A 19,313-nucleotide genomic window follows, 5' to 3' on the forward strand; every position below is an offset into this window, starting at 1 on the left:
GCGGGGCCGCGTCGTCGCGTCTCGTGGCCTACAGCGCGTCGCGCGCGACGAACATCACCGTCTCCGCGGTGCCACGCACGGCCGCGGCGGGGGCGTCGGCGGCGTCGGCGCCCGAGCGGACCTTCGCGACCGCCTCGGCCTTGTCCGCGCCCGAGACGACCAGCCAGACGCGAGCGGACGCGTTGATGACCGGCAGCGTGAACGTCACGCGCTCGGGCGGCGGCTTGGGGGAGTTCCGCACGGGGAGCACGGTCGCTCCCGTGACGTGGACCTCGTCGCGGCCGGGGAACAGCGACGCGACGTGCGCGTCGGGTCCCATTCCGAGCAGGCACACGTCGAACGCGGGCGCCTGGGCCCCCTCGGCGGCGTGCGCCGCGAGCTCGTCCGCGTACGCGCGGGCGGCGTCGTCGAGCGTGCCGTCCTCGGTCGCCCACGGCTCGTGGACGTTCACGTCGGGCAGATCGAGCGCGTCGAGCAGGGCGGCGCGGGCCTGGCGGGAGTTGCGCTCGGAATCGGCGCGGGGCACGAACCGCTCATCGCTCCACCACAGGTGCACGCGCGACCAGGCGACGTCGGCCCGCTCGGGAAGGTCGGCAATCGCCTCAAGGGTGGCGATCCCGAGGGATCCGCCCGTCAGCGCGACGTGCGCCACGTTCTCGCTGGCGGTCAGCGGGACGAGCTCCGCGACGAGGCGCTCGGCCGCGCGCTGCGCGACGTCGGCCTTGGTCGGCAGCTCGACGACCTCCACCTCGGCGCTCACTCTGCCGACTCCGCGTCGTCACTCGGGATCGTCGGGACTGCGGCGGTGCCGTGCGTCTCGGCGGGGGCGCGAAGCGCGTCCCACCCGTCGGTGATGACGCGGCCGTAGAGCCGGTCGGGGTCGAGGCGGCGCAGCTCCTCGGCGAGGCACTCGCGCAGCGAGCGGCGCGGCAGGAGGAGGTCGTGATCGGGCTGGCCCGGCTGCGTCAGCGTGGCGTGCGTCGGCGAGTGCCGCTCGAGGAGGATGTCGCCGCTCGGGCGCGCCAGGCGCACCGAGTGGATCCCGTGATCCCAGGTGCTCGGGCGCTCGTACTGCCACGCGACCGGCACCTCGAGCGCGAGGCCGAGCCAGGCGGCCAGGAGCGCGGTCGACGGCGATGTGCTCGCGCCGCGTACCTCGACGGCCGTGACGTCCTCGTACGGGGGCTGGTCGACCACGGCGGCCAGCTGCTCGCGCCACCGAGTCAGGCGGGTCCACGCGAGGTCCGTGTCGCCCGGGCGATACGTCTCGTCGAGGCGCTGCAGGCGATCCGCCGCCTCCGGCGAGGTCGACGAGTCGGTGATGCGGCGGTGCGCGATGCGGCCGAGCGGATCGAGCGCGGGCGCGGCCGGCGGAGAATCGGGCCACCACACGACGACGGGGGCGTCGGGGAGCAGGAGGCCCGTCACGAGCGACTCGGGGTTGCTGCCCGCGTCGCCGTGGGCGCGGAGGATGACGACCTCGCTCGCGCCGGCGTCGCCGCCCACGCGAATCTGCGCGTCGAGGCGCGAGGCGTCCTCGGGATGCGTCACGAGGACGATGACGCGCATGGGGTGCTCGCGCGAGGCGTCGTTCGCGGCCTCGATTGCCTCCTCGACAGGGCGGTAGTCGCTCTTGATGATGAGGGTCAGCACGCGGCCGAGGGCGACCGCGCCGCCCTCCTCGCGCACGCTGACGAGCTTGCGGGCCACCGTGCTGACGGTGGTCTCGTTGAGATCGATGATCACGGGCGCCTCCAGACGCGTCCATCCTGCTGCAGCAGGGCATCGGCCGACTGGGGACCCCAGGAGCCCGGCTCGTACTGTTCGAGGGGCTCGTCCCGCGAGGCCCAATACTTCTCGATCGGGTCGAGGATCCGCCAGGACAGCTCGACCTCCTCGTGGCGCGGGAAGAGCGGGGGGTCGCCCAGGAGGACGTCGAGGATGAGGCGCTCGTATGCCTCGGGGCTCGCCTCGGTGAACGCGTGCCCGTAGCCGAAGTCCATCGTCACGTCGCGCACGTGCGTGCCGTTGCCCGGAACCTTGGAGCCGAAGCGCAGCGTGACGCCCTCGTCGGGCTGCACGCGGATGACGAGCGCGTTCTGGCCGAGCTCGGAGCGGTCGCGGCCGCGCGAGAAGAGGTGCTCGGGCGCGCGCTTGAACACGACGGCGATCTCGGTGACGCGGCGGCCGAGGCGCTTGCCCGTGCGGAGGTAGAACGGCACGCCCGCCCAGCGGCGCGTCTCGATGCCCACCTTGATGGCGGCGTAGGTCTCGGTCGTCGAGCGCGGGTTCATCCCGTCCTCGTCGAGGAAGCCCGTGACCTCCTCACCGCCCTGCCAGCCGCCGGCGTACTGCCCGCGCGCCGTGGCGGTCGAGAGGTCCTCCGGCAGGCGCACGGCGGCGAGCACCTTCTCCTTCTCGGCGCGCAGGTGCTCGGCCGAGAGGCTGATGGGCTCCTCCATCGCCGTGAGGGCGAGGAGCTGAAGGAGGTGGTTCTGGATGACGTCGCGGGCCGCGCCCACGCCGTCGTAGTACCCCGCGCGCCCGCCGACGCCGATGTCCTCGGCCATCGTGATCTGCACGTGGTCGATGTGGTTGCGGTTCCACAGCGGCTCGTACAGCTCGTTCGCGAAGCGCATCGCGAGGATGTTCTGCACCGTCTCCTTGCCGAGGTAGTGGTCGATGCGGAAGATCGAATCGCTCGGGAAGGCGGCCTCGAGGGCGTCGTTCAGCTCGCGCGCCGACTCGAGGTCGTGGCCGAAGGGCTTCTCGATGACGACGCGGCGCCAGCGGTCCCCGCTGTCCGCGGACTCGTCGACGAGGCCGGAGTTCAGTAGCTGCTGGGCGACGTCGGGGAACGACTTCGGCGGGATCGAGAGGTAGAACGCGTGGTTCCCCATCGTGCCGCGCTCGCGGTCGAGCGTGTCGATCGTCTCGCGCAGGCGCGCGAACGCCGCGGCGTCGTTGAACTCGCCCTGTACGAAGCGGATCCCCTGCACGAGCTGCTGCCAGGTCTCCTCGCGGAACTCCGTGCGCGAGTGCTGCTTGACGGCGTCGTGCACGACCTGCGCGAAGTCCTGGTCATCCCAGTCGCGGCGGGCGAACCCCACGAGCGCGAAGCCCGGGGGGAGGAGCCCGCGGTTGGCGAGGTCGTAGACGGCGGGCATGAGCTTCTTGCGCGACAGGTCGCCCGTCACGCCGAAGATGACGAGGGCGCTCGGGCCGGCGATGCGGCTGAGGCGGCGATCGTCGCTGTCACGCAGCGGGTTCACGCCGCGCTGGATGGGAGCAGACATATTTCCCTTGAGAGGCGAGGTTAGGAAGCGGCTTCGAAGAGCGGGAGCACTTCGGCCTGGGGATCGGTCAGGGTCAGCGTGACGACGGGGCGGCCGAGGCCGGCGAGGACGCCCGCGTCTCCGGCGGCCTGGGCCTCGATGAGCTGACCAAACGTGAAGGGACGCCCGGGGATCTCGAGGTCCTTCTCGGAGCGCTCCGTCAGCTGGAGGAACACTCCCGTCCGGGGCCCGCCCTTGTGGAGCTGCCCCGTCGAGTGCAGAAAGCGCGGGCCCCACCCGAACGTCGTGGGGCGGCCCGAGTCGGCGGCCACCATCTCGCGCAGTCCTGCCAGGTGCGGCACGTCCGTGCGGTCGAGGTAGGCCTGGATGGCGACGTAGCCGTCCTCCCCGAGGCGCGCCCAGAGCGCGTCGAGGACGCCGGCGATCGTGCCGGACTCGGCCAGGAGCGGATCCGAGACGCGCACCTCGATGCCGCCCTCCGTGAAGGCGGGGGCCGCGAGCTCGGGGCGATCGTCCAGCAGCGCGCGCGTGGCGGCCTTGGCCGACTCGACGTCGGGCTGGTCGAACGGGTTGATACCGAGGATCCGGCCCGCAATCGCCGTCGCGTGCTCCCAGACGAGGAACTGCGCCCCCAGCGTGCCGCTGACGAGGATCTCGCCGTGATGGCGGCCCGCCGACTCGTGGGCGTCGTCGACGAGGCGGCACACGAGGAGGTCGGCGGGCGGGTTGTCGACCTCGGGAGAGACGTCCAGGAGCGGCACGGGGAGGATCCCGGTGCCCTCCTTGCCCGTGGACTCCGCGATCAGCTGCTCGATCCAGGCGGGCAGCCCCACGATGTGCGTGCCGTCCTCGACGAGCGCGAGCTTGTCGCGCCGCGGGGACGTGCCCGCGATCGCCGCGGCGAGCACGAGTGCGGGGTTGTCGGGGCTGTCGATCGCGAGTTGCAGCATGCTCGCCTCGGCCTCGTCGAGGAGCTCGCCGATGTCGGCGCCGGCGAGGCCGGAGGGGACGAGCCCGAACGCGGTGAGCGCGGAGTAGCGGCCGCCGACGTTCGGGTCGGCGTGGAAGACCCGGTAGCCCTCCGCAGCCGCCGTCTCCTCCAGCGGGGAGTCGGGGTCGGTCACGACGACGATCCGGGTGGCGGGGTCGATGCCGAGGTCGCGGAAGGCGGCGGCGAAGGCCCGCCGCTGCGCGTCGGTCTCGACCGTTGAGCCGGACTTCGACGACACCACGAGTACGGTGTCGCGGAGGTCGTCGTCGAGGGCGTCCCACACCTGGCCCGGCGCCGTGGAATCGAGGACCGTGAGGTCGATGCCCGACGTGCGGGCGATGACCTCGGGCGCGAGCGAGGATCCGCCCATGCCGGCCAGCACGACGCGCGTCACGCCGTCGGCCGCGAGATCCTCGCGCAGCGCGAGGATCTGCGGCACGAGCGGACGCGACGTCGTGACGGCGTCGACCCAGCCGAGGCGCACGGCCGCCTCGGCCTCGGCGGCGGGCCCCCACAGGGTGGGGTCGCCCGCCGTGATCCCCGACGCCACGAGCTCGCTCGCGAGCGTCGGGAGCCACTGGTCGACGGCGCCGGCAACGGCGCCCGAGACATGGACGGAGAAGGTCACTTCGCGGCCTTGAGGGCCTGCTCGACCGTGGCCTGGAGCTCGTGCCAGGACGCGATGAACTTCTCGACGCCCTCGTCCTCGAGCACCTGCGTGACGTCCGCGAAGTCCACGCCGACTGCGGCCAGGGCCTCGAACACGCCGTGCGCGTCCGCGTACTGCGTGGTGACGGTGTCGCCCGTGACCTCGGCGTGGTCGAACGTCGCCTCGAGCGTCTTCTCCGGCATCGTGTTGACGGTGCCGGGCGCGACGAGCTCCGTGACGTACAGCGTGTCGGGCAGCGCGGGGTCCTTCACGCCCGTCGACGCCCACAGCGGACGCTGCGCGTTCGCGCCCGCCGCGACGAGGCCGCGGGCGCGCTCGCCCGCGAACTTCTCCTCGTAGAGCTCGAACGCGAGCCGCGCGTTCGCGACGCCCGCCTTCGACTTCAGGGCGAGGGCCTCGTCCGTGCCGATGGCCGCGAGGCGCTTGTCGACCTCGGTGTCGACGCGCGACACGAAGAACGAGGCGACCGAGTGGATCCCGGCGAGGTCGATGCCCGCCTCGCGCGCCTTCTCGAGGCCCGCCAGGTAGGCGTCGATGACCTCGGCGTAGCGCTCGAGGCTGAAGATCAGCGTGACGTTGACGCTGATGCCGGCGCCGATCACCTCGGTGATCGCGGGCAGGCCCGCCTTGGTCGCCGGGATCTTGATGAGCACGTTCTCGCGGTCGACGCGCGAGGACAGGTCCTTCGCCTGGGCGATCGTCGCGTCGGTGTCGTGCGCGAGGTCGGGGGAGACCTCGATCGACACGCGGCCGTCGAGCGAGCCGGTGGCGTCGTAGACCGGGCGGAAGATGTCGCAGGCGTCGCGCACGTCCTCCGTGGTGATCGAGAAGATGGCCTCGTCGATCGACGCGTCGGCGGCCGCGAGGGCCGCGACCTTGTTCTCGTAGGACGCGCCGTTGGAGAGCGCGCCCGCGAAGATGGTCGGGTTCGTCGTGACGCCCGTGACCGTGCGCGACTCGATGAGCTCGGCGAGGTTGCCGGACGAGATGCGCTCGCGCGAGAGGTCGTCGAGCCAGATGCTGACGCCCGCGGCGGCGAGCTGGGCGGTGGGGGAGGTCATGCGTTCTCCTTGAGGGTCTCGCGTGCGGCCTCGACGACCGCGTCGGTGGTGACACCGAACTTCTCGAACAGGGTCTGGTAGTCGGCGGACGCGCCGAAGTGATCGATCGACACCGAGCGGCCCGTGTCGCCCACGATGGCGCGCCACGGCATCGCGATGCCGGCCTCGACCGAGACGCGGGCCCGCACGGCGGCCGGCAGGACGCTCTCGCGGTACTCCTCGCTCTGCTCGGCGAACCACTCGAGCGAGGGGGCGGACACCACGCGGGCGGAGACGCCCTCGGCCGCGAGCTTCTCGCGCGCCTCGACGGCGAGCTGGACCTCGGATCCCGTCGCGATGAGGATGACGTCGGGCGTGCCGCCCGGCGCCTCCTGCAGCACGTACGCGCCGCGCGCCGCGAGCGACGCCGACGCGAAGCCGTCCCCGGTCGCCTCGCCCTCGCCGCGCTCGAACGTCGGAACGCCCTGGCGGGTGAGCGCGAGTCCGGCCGGCCCGCTGCGGCGGGCGAGGACCTCGAGCCACACGGCCGCGGTCTCGTTCGCGTCGGCGGGGCGCACGACGGCCAGGTTCGGGATCGCGCGGAGCGCCGCGAGGTGCTCGATGGGCTGGTGCGTCGGGCCGTCCTCGCCCAGCGCGACCGAGTCGTGCGTCCAGACGAAGATGCTCGGGATGTTCATGAGCGCGGCGAGGCGCACGGCCGGGCGCATGTAGTCGGCGAACTGCAGGAAGGTGCCGCCGTAGGAGCGCGTCTTGCCGTGCAGCGTGATGCCGTTCAGGATCGCCGCCATGGCGTGCTCGCGGATGCCGAAGTGCAGCACGCGGCCGTAGGGGTTGCCGGTGAACTTCGCGGTCGAGCGCGCGGCCGGGATGAAGGACGCGGCGCCGTCGATCGTCGTGTTGTTGCTGCCCGCGAGGTCGGCGGATCCGCCCCACAGCTCGGGCAGCTCGGCGGCGAGCGCGTTCAGAACCTTGCCGGAGGCGGCGCGGGTCGCGATGCCCTTGCCCGCCTCGAACTGCGGCAGCGCGTCGGCGATGTTCTCGGGGAGCTCGCCGGCCTCGAGCCGGTCCCACAGCGCCTTGCGCTCGGGGTTGGCCGCGGCCCAGGCGTCGAACTTCTCCTGCCACGCGGCGTGCGCCGCTGCGCCCCGCTCGGCCAGCGAGCGGGTGTGCGCGATCACGTCGTCCGCAACGTCGAAGGACTTCTCGGGGTCGAAGCCCATGACGGACTTCGTCGCCGCGAGCTCGTCGCCGCCGAGGGCGGATCCGTGGATCCCGCCCGTGTTCTGCTTGCCGGGGGCCGGCCAGCCGATGATCGTCTTGAGCACGATGAGCGAGGGCTTGCCGGTCTCGGCCTTCGCGGCCTCGATCGCGGCGAACAGCGCGGCGGCGTCCTCGACGTACTCGCCCGTCTTCTTCCAGTCGACCTCCTGGACGTGCCAGCCGTACGCCTCATAGCGGGCGGCGACGTCCTCGGTGAACGCCACGTCGGTGTCGTCCTCGATCGAGATCTGGTTGGCGTCGTAGAGGACGATGAGGTTGCCGAGCTCCTGGTGGCCGGCGAGCGACGAGGCCTCGCTCGTGACGCCCTCCTGGACGTCGCCGTCCGAGGCGATGACGTACACGAAGTGGTCGAAGGGGCTCTCGCCCGCGGGGGCCTCGGGGTCGAACAGCCCGCGCTCGTAGCGCTGGGCGTAGGCGAAGCCGACGGAGGAGGCGAGGCCCTGCCCGAGCGGGCCCGTGGTGATCTCGACGCCGTCGGTCTCGCCGAACTCGGGGTGACCGGGGGTCTTGGAGCCCCACGTGCGCAGCGCCTTCAGGTCGTCGAGCTCGAGCCCGAAGCCGCCGAGGTACAGCTGCACGTACTGGGTCAGCGAGGAGTGCCCGGCCGACAGGATGAAGCGGTCGCGCCCCGGCCAGTGGGTGTCGGCGGGGTCGTGGTTCATGACGCGCTGGTAGAGCAGATACGCGGCCGGCGCCAGGCTCATGGCGGTTCCCGGGTGCCCGTTGCCCACCTTCTCGACGGCGTCAGCCGCCAGCACTCGCGCCGTGTCGACAGCACGTCGATCAATCTCGTCCCAACGCAGTTCCGTCACCGGGTGCCTTTCTTGAGGGGTTGAATGCGCCGCGGTCCGTGTGACCTTCCGCCGGAGTCTCGGGCGAGGGCCCGCGAGCGTCGACGCGCTTTCCGGCCCCAGCATAGTGACTCGCCGGGGTACCCGCTCCAGGGTGTCGACCGATGACGACGGGGCGGTTCCCCGCGCGAGTCGGGGCCGTTTCCGGCTGCTCATCCCGCGGCGGGCGGTCACGTGAGGTTGTGAGGACGCTGGTCGTCTCCGCCGTGGGGCCTGGCCTAGACTGGGGTGGTTACGCGCAGAGTGAACAACCGGGAGGCCACAGCCGTGTCGACGACGTCTCGCCCCGATGCCGTGCCCACGGGCGCCGAGCAGACCGGGCGGACCCGCGACATCCGCCGGACGATCGCGGCTTACGTCGCGCTGACGAAGCCGCGCGTGATGGAGCTCCTGCTCGTCTCGACGGTGCCCGTGATGTTCCTCGCGGCCGAGGGCGTGCCCAACCTGTGGCTCGTCGCGGCGACCGTCCTCGGCGGCGCGATGAGCGCGGGATCCGCGGCGGCCTTCAACATGTACATCGACCGCGACATCGACGCGAAGATGCGGCGCACGCAGAATCGCCCCATCGTGACGGGCGACGTGACGCCGCGCCAGGCCCTCGTGTTCGCCTGGTCGCTCGCCGTGATCCAGGCCGTGTGGTTCCTCGCCTTCACGAACCTGCTGACGACCGTCCTCTCCGTCGTCGCAATCTTCTTCTACGTCGTCATCTACACGATCCTGCTCAAGCGCCACACCGAGCAGAACATCGTGTGGGGCGGGATCGCCGGCTGCTTCCCCGTGCTCATCGGCTGGGCCGCCGTGACGAACTCGCTCGACTGGGCGGCCTTTGTGCTCTTCGCGCTCGTGTTCCTCTGGACGCCGCCGCACTACTGGCCGCTGTCGATCAAGTACGCCGCCGATTACGACGAGACCGACGTACCGATGCTCGGCGCGACGCGGTCCGGCGCGCAGGTCGGCCTGCAGGTCGTGCTGTACGCGTGGGCGACCGTCGCCTGCTCGCTCCTGCTGATCCCCGTGGCTGGCATGGGGCTCGTGTACACCGCGTGCGCGCTCGTGTTCGGCGCGTGGTTCCTCTACGAGTCCCACCGGATGTACACGATGTCGGTGCGCGCGGCGGCGGGCGTGGAGCAGGGATCCGAGGCGCGCCCCATGCGCGTCTTCCACGCGTCCATCACGTACCTCACGCTCGTGTTCCTCGCCGTGGCCGTGGATCCGCTCCTGCCGTTCTGACCCGGGCGGCTAGCCTGGTCTCATCATGACGAGCGCCGGCGAACCCCCTCAGACCCGCGCGATCGACCTCGACCACGCCGGGCGCTGGCGCGCCTTCTGGGTGTGCGTCGCGGTCGCCGCGCTCACGATCCTCGACATCTCGAAGGTCAACGTCGGCCTCGCCTCGATCGAGAGCGCGCTCGGCGGCGGATCCACGGAGCTGCAGCTCGTCGTGTCGGGCTACATCCTCGCCTTCGGCCTCACGCTCGTGCCCTTCGGGCGCATCGGTGACCAGCGTTCGCGCCGCACGCTCATGATCGTGGGCTTGTCGTCCTTCATGGTGACGAGCATCGTGTGCGCGCTCGCGCCGAACATCTGGGTCCTCGTCATCGGGCGCTTTCTGCAGGGCATCGCCGCGGGGATCCAGATGCCCCAGGTCATGGGCACGATTCAGCAGGTGTTCCAGGGCAAGGAGCGCGGCGCCGCGTTCGGGCTGTTCGGCGCGGTCATCGGGCTCTCGACGGCGTTCGGCCCGACCCTCGGCGGCCTCCTCATCGCGCTCGGCGGCCCCGAGGACGGCTGGCGCTGGATCTTCTGGATGAACGTGCCGCTGTGCCTCGCCGTGCTCATCCTCGCGGCGCGCGCGCTGCCCGAGGTGCGGCGCCCCAGCACCGCAGCCCTCACCCTCGACCCGGTCGGGCTCGCCCTGTTCGCGCTGGTCGTGGCGACGCTCATGCTGCCCTTCCTCTTCACGACCGGATCCCCGAGCGACGCCCCCGAGCGCTGGTGGCTGCTCGTGCCGTGCACGCTGTTCGCCGCGGCGTTCGTCGCGTGGGAGCGCCGATACGCCGCGCGTGGTCGCTCGCCGCTCGTGCCGCTGCGCCTGTTCCGGATCATGTCCTGGCGCAACGGCACGGCGCTCCAGACCCTCTACTTCGCCGCGCTGCCGTCGGTGTTCCTCCTCACGGCGCTCTACCTTCAGACCGGGCTCGGCCTCGAGGCGGTGTTCGCGGGCATGGTCACGATCGGCTTCGCCCTGATGAGCGCGGTCACCTCGTGGTACGGCGGGCGCATCGTCGCGCGGTACGGCCGCGCCCTGGTCGTGTTCGGCCTCGCGGTCGTCCTCGTCGCGATCGTCGCCCTCGTCGCCATCGCCCGGCTCGCCTCCGACGAGGCGACGCCCTGGCTCATGGTCGCGGCGCTCGCGCTCGGCGGCGTCGGCGGCGGGTTCGTCATCTCGCCGAACCAGACGCTCACGCTCGCCGAGATCCCGCCCTCGGAGGGCGGCCTGGCCGGATCCGTCGGCCAGCTCGGCCAGCGGGTGGGCAACGCGATCGGGGCGGCGATCGCCCTGTCGCTGTTCTACTCGACGATCTATCGCGAGGACGGCACCCGTAGCGAGAGCGCGGTGTTCCACGACGCGTATGGAACGGGGCTGCTCGCGGCCGCCCTGTTCGTGGCGGCCGCGCTCGCGGTGTCCCTCGTCGACCTCGGAGCGCGCCGGCGGCGCGAGCGGTCGGGGGCGGGGGAGGCCTGAGGCTACGCCCGTACGGGGCGCTTCAGCCGCAGGACCACGACGACGTACGCGGCGGACGTGAGGGCCGCGAGAACCATGTGGATCCCGACCAGCAGCGGCGGGAGGGCGGTGTTGGCCTGCCAGACGCCGACGAGGATCTGCACGGCGAGCGCGCCGAGGAACGCGAGCGACCAGCGCCGTGTCGGGAGCCGGCGCGCCCAGGCGATCCCGGCGATCGCGAGGGTCAGCGCGAGCAGGATGTATCCGGGCCAGGCGTGCACGTGGGCGAGGATCGTCGCGTCGAAGCCGTTGCGCACGACGTCGGCGTCCCCCGAGTGCGGGCCGTTGCTCGTCGTGAGCACGCCGAAGGCGATCGTGACGGCGAGCACGAGGGAGGTGGCGTGCACGAGGGCGGCGTAGCCCTTCGGCACCGCGCGCTCGCGGGGGCCGGCGGGCTCGTACAGGCGCACGAGGAACGCGGCGGCCACGCACACGAGGAGGAGGGACGCCGTGTAGTGGAACGCGACGAGGAAGGCGTTCAGGCCCGTCCAGACGGTCACGCCGCCCGCGACGGCCTGGGCGAGCACGCCGCCGAGGACGATCCAGGCCAGCACGAACAGGTCGCGCCGCTCGGCCCGCCGGCGCCACACCAGCACGAGCACGACCAGGGCGAGCGCGCCCACGACCGTCGACATGAGCCGGTTGCTGAACTCGATGACGCCGTGGACGCCCATCGCCTCCGTCGGCACGAGCGAATCGGGGGTGCACAGCGGCCACTCGGTGCAGCCGAGCCCGGATCCGGTCAGGCGCACGGTCCCCCCGGTCGCGATGATGACGACCTCGGCGAGGAACGACAGCCACGCGAAGACGTACAACACCGTCGAAAAGCGGGTGGGAGCGGACGTGACGGCGGTCATGGCGGGGCGCCTCCTCGGCCGCGGACGCACATCGTCAGAGCCGACGACGGTCCGGGCGGAACCTGTAGAATCTGTGGTGAAGGATGCGGGCCCGATGGGCTCGAATCGCATCCGAAAACAGTCTAGGCGCGAAACCTGCGCCGCCATGCAGGGTCCACCCACGCCGCCAGGTGCTCCGAGGCGGTGGGACAGATGACACTGGTCGAGACCCCTGAGGAGAGTGTGAGCCGTCATGTCTGAAGTGCTGATCGACCGCCCCGAACTCGAAGGGCTGGGGGTGTACGAGTTCGGCTGGCACGACTCCGACGTCGCCGGCGCGAGCGCCCAGCGCGGACTCAGCGAGGCCGTCGTCCGCGACATCTCCCGCCTCAAGAACGAGCCCGAATGGATGCTGAAGACGCGCCTCAAGGCGCTGAAGCTCTTCGGGAAGAAGCCGATGCCGACGTGGGGCGCCGACCTCAGCGACATCGACTTCGACAACATCAAGTACTTCGTCCGGACGACGGAGAAGCAGGCCCAGACCTGGGATGACCTGCCCGAGGACATCAAGAACACCTACGAGCGGCTCGGCATCCCCGAGGCCGAGCGCCAGCGCCTGGTCGCGGGCGTCGCGGCGCAGTACGAGTCCGAGGTGGTCTACCACCAGATTCGCGAGGACCTCGAGAGCCAGGGTGTCATCTTCATGGACACCGACACGGCCCTGCGCGAGCACCCCGAGTTCTTCGAGGAGTACTTCGGCACGGTGATCCCCGCGGGCGACAACAAGTTCGCCGCGCTCAACACCGCCGTGTGGTCCGGCGGATCCTTCGTCTACGTCCCGAAGGGCGTGCACGTCGAGATCCCGCTGCAGGCCTACTTCCGGATCAACACCGAGAACATGGGCCAGTTCGAGCGGACGCTCATCATCGCCGACGAGGGCAGCTACGTCCACTACATCGAGGGCTGCACGGCCCCGATTTACAAGAGCGACTCGCTGCACTCGGCCGTCGTCGAGATCATCGTGAAGAAGAACGCCCGCGTGCGCTACACGACGATCCAGAACTGGTCGAACAACGTCTACAACCTCGTCACGAAGCGCGCGATCGCCGAAGAGGGCGCGACGATGGAGTGGGTCGACGGCAACATCGGATCCAAGGTCACGATGAAGTACCCGTCGATCTTCCTCATGGGCGAGCACGCCAAGGGCGAGACGCTCTCGGTCGCGTTCGCGGGCCCGGGCCAGCACCAGGACGCGGGCGCGAAGATGATCCACATGGCGCCGTACACGCAGTCGTCGATCGTCTCGAAGTCGATCGCCCGCGGCGGCGGCCGCGCCGGCTACCGCGGCGAGGTGCGCGTCGACGAGAAGGCCCACCACTCGGCCAACTCTGTCGTGTGCGACGCGCTCCTCGTGGACACGCAGTCGCGCTCGGACACCTACCCGGCGATCGACATCCGCGTCGACGACGTCGTTCTCGGCCACGAGGCCACGGTGTCGAAGGTCAGCGAGGAGCAGCTCTTCTATCTGATGAGCCGCGGCCTCGAGGAGACCGAGGCGATGTCGATGATCGTGCGCGGCTTCATCGAGCCGATCGCGCGCGAGCTGCCGATGGAATACGCGCTGGAACTCAACAAGCTCATCGAGATGGGCATGGAAGGATCGGTCGGCTAGGAATGACGACCCACACCCAGGCGCCCGTCGAGGCGCAGGACGCGCACGCCCACGTGGACCCCGTGCGAGCCCTCATCGGCTCGCAGGAGGGCTCCGCCGCCCCCATCCAGACCCGCTCCGAGCGGCCGCGCTCGGCGTCGCCCGCCGATTTCGGCGTGCCGACGGGGCGCGAGGTGAACTGGAAGCACACGCCGATCTCGCGGATCTCGTCGCTGTTCGAGCCCGCCGGTGAGGAAGGCGGCGTCTCCTACTCCTTCGCCTCGGGCGGGGAGTACGGGCAGGCGACGCTCGCGGCGGGCGAGGCCCCGCGCGGGGAGTTCTTCGAGCCGGAGGACATCACCGCTGCGGTCGCCGGCCAGGGCGCGCGCGAGGCGCTGCACATCCGCCTGCCGCGCGAGGCGGAGATCGCCGAGCCCATCGTGCTCGACATCGCTGGGCTCGGCGCCGGGCGCCGGGCCGACGGCTACATCGTCGTCGAGGCCGAGGCGATGTCGAAGGGCACGGTTGTGCTGCAGCACACCGGATCCGCCGACTACGCCCAGAACGTCGAGATCCTCGCGCGCGACGGATCCCAGCTCACGGTCATCTCGGTGCAGAAGTGGGCGGACGACGCGAACCACGCGGCCGCGCACCAGGCGCGCGTGGACCGCGACGCGTCGCTGACCCACTTCGTCATCACCTTCGGCGGCGGCGTCGTCCGCGTGAACCCGACGCTCGAGCTGTCGGGCCAGGGCGCGAACGGCGAGATGTTCGGCCTGTCGTACAGCGACTCGGGCCAGCACTTCGAGAGCCAGGTCTACCTCTTCCACAAGGGCGCCGACACCACGGGCGACGTGCTCTACAAGAGCGCTCTGCAGGGCGAGTCGGCGCGCAGCGTCTGGATCGGCGACGTGCTCATCGGGCCGGACGCGACCGGAACCGACTCCTACGAGGCCAACCGCAACCTCGTGCTCACGAACGGCGCGCGCGCGGATTCGATCCCGAACCTCGAGATCAAGACGGGCGACATCAAGGGCGCGGGGCACGCCTCCGCGACCGGCCGGTTCGACGACGAGCAGCTCTTCTACCTGCAGGCCCGCGGCATCAGCGAGGAAGAGGCCCGCCGGCTCATCGTCCTCGGCTTCCTCGCCGAGATCCCGCAGCGGATCCAGGTGCCCGAGCTGCAGGCGACGCTCATCGCCGACATCGAGCGCGAGATCGCCGAAGGGGTCCGCGCGTGAGCGCGACGCGCGTGTGTGCGCGCGGAGAGCTCGTCCAGGACGAGCCGATGCGCGTCGAGGTCGATGGCGTTCCGATCGCCCTCGTCCTCGACAGCAACGACGAGATCCACGCGATCGGCGACACCTGCACGCACGGCGACATCTCCCTCTCGGAGGGCTTCGTGGAGGGCGAGACGCTCGAGTGCTGGGCGCACGGATCCGCGTTCTCGCTCAAGACGGGCAAGCCCCTCAACCTCCCCGCTTACGAGCCCGTCCCGGTCTACGCCGTCGAGATCGACGGCGACGACGTGCTCATTGACATCAACGTGAAGAAGGAAAACTGACATGGCTGTTCTCGAGATCCGCGACCTGCACGTCACGGTCGAGACCGATGAGGGCACGACGCCGATCCTCAACGGCGTGAACCTCACGATCCGCAGCGGCGAGACGCACGCGATCATGGGCCCGAACGGTTCGGGCAAGTCCACGCTCGCGTCGACCATCGCCGGTCACCCGAAGTACACCGTCACGGGCGGATCCATCACGCTCGACGGCGAGGACGTCCTCGAGATGAGCGTCGACGAGCGCGCCCGCGCGGGCCTGTTCCTCGCGATGCAGTACCCCGTCGAGATCCCCGGCGTGACGGTGACGAACTTCCTGCGCACCGCGAAGACGGCGATCGACGGCGAGGCGCCCTCGATCCGCACGTGGACGAAGGACGTCAAGGAGGGCATGAAGAACCTCCGCATGGACCCGAAGTTCGCGCAGCGCAACGTCAACGAGGGCTTCTCGGGCGGCGAGAAGAAGCGCCACGAGATCCTCCAGCTCGAGCTCCTGAAGCCGCAGATCGCGATCCTCGACGAGACCGACTCGGGCCTCGACGTCGACGCGCTGAAGATCGTCTCCGAGGGCGTCAACCGGGCGAAGGACAACTCGGGCCTCGGCGTGCTGCTCATCACGCACTACACGCGGATCCTCCGGTACATCACGCCCGAGTTCGTCCACGTCATGGTCGCGGGCCAGGTCGTCGAGGAGGGCGGCCCGGAGCTCGCCGAGCGGCTCGAGAGCGAGGGCTACGCCGCGTACCTGCCGGCGGACGCCCCGCTCGAGGCGTAAGGTCGCACCCATGACCGCCACCCTCACGTCGGAGAAGTACGACGAGGTCACGGAGGCGCTCAAGGACGTCATGGACCCCGAGCTTGGGGTGAACGTGGTCGACCTGGGGCTCATCTACGACCTCGCGTGGGACGAGGAGAACGACGCGCTCGTGATCCACATGACGCTCACGAGCGCCGGGTGCCCGCTCACGGACGTCCTCGAGGAGCAGACCGCCCAGTCGCTCGACGGCGTCGTGGAGCGCTTCCGCATCAACTGGGTGTGGATGCCGCCGTGGGGCCCCGAGCGCATCACGGACGACGGGCGCGACCAGATGCGCGCGCTCGGCTTCGCGATCTGAGCCCCTGCCGCGGGCCCCGGGATTCGTCCCGGGGCCCGCGGTGCGTTGTCGGGGAGGGGTATTAGGGTCGAGACCGTGACCACGCCGCTCGACGCCCTGCCCCTCGATGTCCTCCGCACCCGCACGAGCACGAAGTGGGCGACGCACGACGCCGACGTCCTGCCGTTGTTCGTCGCCGAGACCGACTTCGCGCTCGCCGAGCCCATCGAGCGGGTCCTCGCGGAGGCCCTGCGCGTGGGCGACACGGGTTATGTGCCCCCGCGCACGCGCTATCCGGAGGCCTTCGCGGGCTTCGCCGCCCGGCGCTTCGGGTGGGACGTGGACCCGGCCGATGTGCGCACGACGTGCGACGTGATGATGGGCGTCGCGGAGCTCGTGCGCGCCGTCGCGGCGCCGAGCGACCGGGTCGTCGTGACGCCCCCGGTGTATCCGCCGTTCTTCATGGTGCACGACGAGGCGCACACCGAGGCCGTCGAGGTCCCCCTCATGGAGGAGGGCGGGGCGTGGCGCCTCGACCTCGACGGCATCGAGCGCGCCTTCGCCGGCGGCGCCGTCGCGATGCTGCTGTGCAACCCGCACAACCCGACCGGCACGGCGCACTCCGCCGCCGACCTCGCCGAGCTCGCGCGCATCGCCGAGCGCCACGACGCGACGATCATCAGCGACGAGATCCACGCGCCCCTCGGCATGCCGGGCACGGAGATCACCCCATTCCTGTCCGTCTCCCCGGAGGCGGCCGAGGTCGGCGTCGCCGTGCTCTCGGCGTCCAAGGCCTTCAACCTCGCGGGTCTGAAGTGCGCCCACATGGTCTCCGCCTCGCCAACGAAGCGGGAGCTCGTGCGGGCCATCCCCGCGGAGGTGGAGTGGCGCACGGGGCTGTTCGGCATCAAGGCCGGCATCGCGGCGTTCGAGGAGGGCGACGCGTGGCTCGACGCGCTGATCGCGCGCCTCGCGCTGAACCAGCGCCTCCTCGTCGATCTCCTGGCGGAGCACGTGCCGGGTTCGCGGTACACGCCGGGCGACGCCGGATTCCTCGCGTGGGTCGACCTGGCGGGCGCGGGATTCGGAGACGACGCGGCGGCGCGGATCCTCGCGGACGCGCGCGTCGCGCTGAACCCGGGGCCGTCGTTCGGCGCGCCGGGCGCCGGCCACGTGCGGATCAACTACGGCACGGGCCCCGAGGTCCTCACCGAGGCCGTGCGCCGCATCGGCCGGGTCGCGGCCTCGTGACCCACGCCGACCCCGGGAGCTACTCGGGGCCGCTGCCCATTCAGCCGCCGCGGCAGGGCGGCTCGATCTGGGGCCGCGCGTACGTGTGGACGACGGCCGGCGCGATCGCGCTGGTATTCCTCGCGGCGATCCAGTCGCTCGCGGTCACGACGGTCATGCCGGCCGTGGCCGACGACCTGGACGGCCACGCGCTCTACGCCGTCGCCTTCTCCGGGATGTTCGCGACGAGCGTCGTGGGCATGGTCGTCGCGGGGGCGTGGTCCGATCGGCGCGGCCCCGTGTGGCCCCTGCTCCTCGCGACCGCGGCCTTCGTCGCCGGGCTCGTGATCGACGCGGCGGCCGGATCCATGGAGGTTCTCGTGGCCGGCCGCCTCGTGATGGGGCTCGGGTCGGGCGGGCAGATCGTCTCGCTGTACGTCGTCGTCGCGCGCGTGTTCCCCGCGAACCTGCACGGCCGCGTCATGGGTGCGTTCTCGGCCGCGTGGGTCGTGCCCTCGCTCGTCGGCCCCGCGCTCGCGGGCGCCGTGACGGAGTTCTTCCACTGGCGGTGGGTGTTCGGCGGCGTCGCGGCCCTGGCCGTCGTCGCGATCGCCATGCTCGCCCCGGCGCTTCGCCGCCTGGGCGCCGGAGCGCCGGGGGAGAAGACCGGCGGGATCGGCCGGCGGGTGGGTCTCGCGATCGCCGTCGCCGCGGGCGCGCTCGTGCTCAGCATCGCAGGGGAGGGCGCGGGGGAGTCGGCCGGCCCGGGCCTCGCGGGCGTCCTCGTCGCCGTCGTCGCGCTCGCGGTCGTGCTCCTCGCCATGCGCCCGCTCCTGCCGCGCGGCGCCTACCGCCTCGGGCGCGGGCTCCCGAGCGTGATCGTGGCGCGGGGTCTCGTCGCCGGCAGCGTCTTCGGCGCCGAGATCTACGTGCCCTACCTGCTCCGAGAGCAGTACGGCTTCGGCCCGACGTGGGCGGGCCTCGGGCTGACCGTGTCCGCCCTGACCTGGGCCGTCAGCGCGAATTTCGTCGGCGCGCGGGGCGACCGTCTCGGGAACGCGCGGATCGCCGTGGGTGGGGCGGCGCTCCTGATCCTCGCCTGTGCGATCGTCGGGGCCTCGGCCGTGCTCGACGTCCCGGCGTGGGTGCCGATCCTCTCCTGGGGTTTCGCGGGGCTCGGCGCGGGGGCGGTCTACCCGCGCCTGACCGTCCTCTCGCTCGCGTACTCCACCCGGCAGAATCAGGGCTTCAACTCGGCCGCGCTGCAGATCGCGGACGCCGTCGGCACGGCCTCGACGATGGCCATCATGGGGCTCGTGTTCGTCGCGCTGGGCGGGATGACGAGCGCGGGCGCCTTCGTCGCGATGTTCGCGCTCGCCGCCGGGCTCGCGGCGCTCTCCGTCGTGCCGGGGCTCCGGCTGGGACACGCCGCCGAGCTGCGCGGCTGAGCTACGCGGCTCCGCGGCCGAGCCCGTCGCGGAGCGCGCGGATCCCGGCGTCGAAGTCCGCGAGCGCCTCGCGGTCGATCGCGCCCGGATCCTGGTCGTACGCGCCGATCACGGCGGCCAGCATGCGCTGCTGCACGAGCGAGGCGTGCCCGAGGAGAAACTGCGCGAGGACCGTCGCCCCGCGATCCGGATCCGGGTGCGCCTCCCGCGCGAGCGCGTCGCGCAGCAGCCCGTACACCGCGTTGTCGCCGAGCGCGAGGGCGGCCGAGGAGAGGACGACCTCGGCGCCGTCGCGGTGGGCGAGCAGCGCCCGGCGCACGGCGCGCGCGGTGTCGGCGAGGCCGCCCGCGGCGCCGGCCTCGGAGACGATGCGGTCGGCGACCGCGGCGAGCAGGGTCTGCTTGTTCTCGACGTGCCAGTACAGCGCGCTGGGCCGCACGCCGAGGTCGGCCGCGAGGCGGCGCATCGACAGGTCGGGCAGGCCGTACTCGTCGAGGATCCGGAGGGCCGCGGCGACGATCTGCGCGCGCCCGAGTCCGCGTTCGCTCATGCGTATGA

The 19,313-nt window shown here is 71.6% G+C and carries 17 protein-coding genes; 9 read left to right on the plus strand and 8 right to left on the minus strand.

Features of this window, described 5'->3' with window-relative positions; all coding sequences use genetic code 11:
- Positions 1-28 precede the first annotated feature (28 nt).
- From pgl to tkt, 6 genes are read right to left on the minus strand one after another with little or no spacing between them, the layout of a single operon-like run.
- Entirely contained in the window at positions 29-760 is a 732-nt protein-coding gene (pgl, locus tag G8E01_RS06050; protein WP_166317237.1) for a 6-phosphogluconolactonase, read from the minus strand.
- Complete coding sequence (locus tag G8E01_RS06055; protein ID WP_166317240.1) at positions 757-1,746, minus strand: glucose-6-phosphate dehydrogenase assembly protein OpcA; 990 nt, start codon at positions 1,744-1,746, stop codon at positions 757-759. The genes pgl and G8E01_RS06055 overlap by 4 nt, the downstream gene beginning before the upstream one ends.
- A complete protein-coding gene (gene zwf / locus G8E01_RS06060) occupies positions 1,743-3,296 on the minus strand; it encodes a glucose-6-phosphate dehydrogenase (protein WP_166317243.1) in 1,554 nt (517 codons plus the stop codon). The genes G8E01_RS06055 and zwf overlap by 4 nt, the downstream gene beginning before the upstream one ends.
- Before the next feature lie 20 nt (positions 3,297-3,316).
- Positions 3,317-4,915: a glucose-6-phosphate isomerase gene (locus tag G8E01_RS06065; protein ID WP_166317246.1), complete on the minus strand. Its 1,599-nt coding sequence runs from the start codon at positions 4,913-4,915 to the stop codon at positions 3,317-3,319.
- Positions 4,912-6,018 (minus strand): transaldolase, encoded by a 1,107-nt coding sequence (tal, locus tag G8E01_RS06070; protein WP_166317249.1) that lies wholly within the window; start codon positions 6,016-6,018, stop codon positions 4,912-4,914. The genes G8E01_RS06065 and tal overlap by 4 nt, the downstream gene beginning before the upstream one ends.
- Entirely contained in the window at positions 6,015-8,111 is a 2,097-nt protein-coding gene (gene tkt, locus G8E01_RS06075; RefSeq protein WP_166317252.1) for a transketolase, read from the minus strand. The genes tal and tkt overlap by 4 nt, the downstream gene beginning before the upstream one ends.
- Positions 8,112-8,444: 333 nt before the next feature.
- On the opposite strand from tkt, the gene G8E01_RS06080 reads away from it, so the two are divergent.
- On the plus strand, positions 8,445-9,380 hold the full coding sequence (locus G8E01_RS06080) for a heme o synthase (RefSeq protein ID WP_166319756.1): 936 nt from the start codon (positions 8,445-8,447) through the stop codon (positions 9,378-9,380).
- Between the two features lie 25 nt (positions 9,381-9,405).
- Positions 9,406-10,896 carry an MFS transporter gene (locus G8E01_RS06085; RefSeq protein WP_166317255.1) on the plus strand — a complete coding sequence of 497 codons (1,491 nt, stop codon included), beginning with the start codon at positions 9,406-9,408 and terminating at the stop codon, positions 10,894-10,896.
- Positions 10,897-10,898: 2 nt separating this feature from the next.
- Here the strand turns inward: G8E01_RS06085 and G8E01_RS06090 are convergent, their stop codons facing one another.
- Positions 10,899-11,792 (minus strand): COX15/CtaA family protein, encoded by an 894-nt coding sequence (locus G8E01_RS06090; RefSeq protein WP_166317258.1) that lies wholly within the window; start codon positions 11,790-11,792, stop codon positions 10,899-10,901.
- Between the two features lie 232 nt (positions 11,793-12,024).
- Here G8E01_RS06090 and sufB point away from each other — a divergent pair, with 232 nt between their 5' ends.
- The 7 genes from sufB (at position 12,025) to G8E01_RS06125 (ending at position 18,755) form a co-directional block, all read left to right on the plus strand.
- The gene (gene sufB, locus G8E01_RS06095; protein ID WP_155048292.1) at positions 12,025-13,443 is read left to right on the plus strand and encodes a Fe-S cluster assembly protein SufB; all 1,419 of its coding nucleotides are present in this window, start codon (positions 12,025-12,027) and stop codon (positions 13,441-13,443) included.
- 2 nt (positions 13,444-13,445) lie between these two features.
- Positions 13,446-14,663, plus strand: coding sequence for a Fe-S cluster assembly protein SufD (gene sufD / locus G8E01_RS06100; protein ID WP_166317261.1), 1,218 nt, complete (start codon positions 13,446-13,448; stop codon positions 14,661-14,663).
- Positions 14,660-14,986, plus strand: a complete 327-nt coding sequence (locus G8E01_RS06105) for a non-heme iron oxygenase ferredoxin subunit (RefSeq protein ID WP_338100755.1) — start codon at positions 14,660-14,662, stop codon at positions 14,984-14,986. Before sufD ends, G8E01_RS06105 begins: the two co-directional genes overlap by 4 nt.
- A 1-nt stretch (position 14,987) precedes the next feature.
- Positions 14,988-15,758: a Fe-S cluster assembly ATPase SufC gene (gene sufC / locus G8E01_RS06110; protein ID WP_166317264.1), complete on the plus strand. Its 771-nt coding sequence runs from the start codon at positions 14,988-14,990 to the stop codon at positions 15,756-15,758.
- A gap of 10 nt (positions 15,759-15,768) precedes the next feature.
- Positions 15,769-16,098, plus strand: a complete 330-nt coding sequence (locus G8E01_RS06115; protein WP_155048295.1) for a metal-sulfur cluster assembly factor — start codon at positions 15,769-15,771, stop codon at positions 16,096-16,098.
- A 75-nt stretch (positions 16,099-16,173) separates the two neighbouring features.
- The gene (locus G8E01_RS06120) at positions 16,174-17,328 is read left to right on the plus strand and encodes an aminotransferase class I/II-fold pyridoxal phosphate-dependent enzyme (RefSeq protein WP_166317267.1); all 1,155 of its coding nucleotides are present in this window, start codon (positions 16,174-16,176) and stop codon (positions 17,326-17,328) included.
- Complete coding sequence (locus G8E01_RS06125) at positions 17,325-18,755, plus strand: MFS transporter (protein WP_166317270.1); 1,431 nt, start codon at positions 17,325-17,327, stop codon at positions 18,753-18,755. The genes G8E01_RS06120 and G8E01_RS06125 overlap by 4 nt, the downstream gene beginning before the upstream one ends.
- 1 nt (position 18,756) lies before the next feature.
- Here the strand turns inward: G8E01_RS06125 and G8E01_RS06130 are convergent, their stop codons facing one another.
- The gene (locus tag G8E01_RS06130; protein WP_166317273.1) at positions 18,757-19,305 is read right to left on the minus strand and encodes a TetR family transcriptional regulator; all 549 of its coding nucleotides are present in this window, start codon (positions 19,303-19,305) and stop codon (positions 18,757-18,759) included.
- Positions 19,306-19,313 lie beyond the last annotated feature (8 nt).

It is taken from the genome of Microbacterium excoecariae (assembly GCF_011326725.1).
Classification (GTDB): domain Bacteria; phylum Actinomycetota; class Actinomycetes; order Actinomycetales; family Microbacteriaceae; genus Microbacterium; species Microbacterium excoecariae.

Bases quoted from the DNA above. Each gene is read 5' to 3' on its own strand.
- zwf (WP_166317243.1), bottom strand. From the start codon at position 3,296: ATGTCTGCTCCCATCCAGCGCGGCGTGAACCCGCTGCGTGACAGCGAC.
- tal (WP_166317249.1), bottom strand. From the start codon at position 6,018: ATGACCTCCCCCACCGCCCAGCTCGCCGCCGCGGGCGTCAGCATCTGG.
- G8E01_RS06085 (WP_166317255.1), top strand. From the start codon at position 9,406: ATGACGAGCGCCGGCGAACCCCCTCAGACCCGCGCGATCGACCTCGAC.
- G8E01_RS06090 (WP_166317258.1), bottom strand. From the start codon at position 11,792: ATGACCGCCGTCACGTCCGCTCCCACCCGCTTTTCGACGGTGTTGTAC.
- sufB (WP_155048292.1), top strand. From the start codon at position 12,025: ATGTCTGAAGTGCTGATCGACCGCCCCGAACTCGAAGGGCTGGGGGTG.
- sufD (WP_166317261.1), top strand. From the start codon at position 13,446: ATGACGACCCACACCCAGGCGCCCGTCGAGGCGCAGGACGCGCACGCC.
- sufC (WP_166317264.1), top strand. From the start codon at position 14,988: ATGGCTGTTCTCGAGATCCGCGACCTGCACGTCACGGTCGAGACCGAT.
- G8E01_RS06115 (WP_155048295.1), top strand. From the start codon at position 15,769: ATGACCGCCACCCTCACGTCGGAGAAGTACGACGAGGTCACGGAGGCG.
- G8E01_RS06130 (WP_166317273.1), bottom strand. From the start codon at position 19,305: ATGAGCGAACGCGGACTCGGGCGCGCGCAGATCGTCGCCGCGGCCCTC.